General features: G+C 50.2%; 1 rRNA gene. It reads left to right on the top strand.

Annotated elements, in window-relative coordinates:
* Positions 1-192 precede the first annotated feature (192 nt).
* Positions 193-639, top strand: a 16S ribosomal RNA gene (locus tag ACP7E3_RS31850); the annotation flags it as partial.

Raw genomic sequence — 639 nt, 5'->3', positions numbered from 1 at the left:
CCTCGGTTGAGACGAAAGATCTTAACCAACCGCTCTTTAACAACTGAATCAAGCAATTCGTGTGGGTGCTTGTGGAGTCAGACTGATAGTCAACAAGATTATCAGCATCACAAGTTACTCCGCGAGAAATCAAAGATGTAACCAACGATTGCTGAGCCAAGTTTAGGGTTTCTTAAAAACCCAAAGATGTTTGAACTGAAGAGTTTGATCATGGCTCAGATTGAACGCTGGCGGCAGGCCTAACACATGCAAGTCGAGCGGTAGAGAGAAGCTTGCTTCTCTTGAGAGCGGCGGACGGGTGAGTAATGCCTAGGAATCTGCCTGGTAGTGGGGGATAACGTTCGGAAACGGACGCTAATACCGCATACGTCCTACGGGAGAAAGCAGGGGACCTTCGGGCCTTGCGCTATCAGATGAGCCTAGGTCGGATTAGCTAGTTGGTGAGGTAATGGCTCACCAAGGCGACGATCCGTAACTGGTCTGAGAGGATGATCAGTCACACTGGAACTGAGACACGGTCCAGACTCCTACGGGAGGCAGCAGTGGGGAATATTGGACAATGGGCGAAAGCCTGATCCAGCCATGCCGCGTGTGTGAAGAAGGTCTTCGGATTGTAAAGCACTTTAAGTTGGGAGGAAG

The organism is Pseudomonas sp. PSPC2-3, assembly GCF_049898265.1.
GTDB classification, from domain to species: domain Bacteria; phylum Pseudomonadota; class Gammaproteobacteria; order Pseudomonadales; family Pseudomonadaceae; genus Aquipseudomonas; species Aquipseudomonas veronii.
This window is presented reverse-complemented; position numbering and strand designations above follow the sequence as displayed.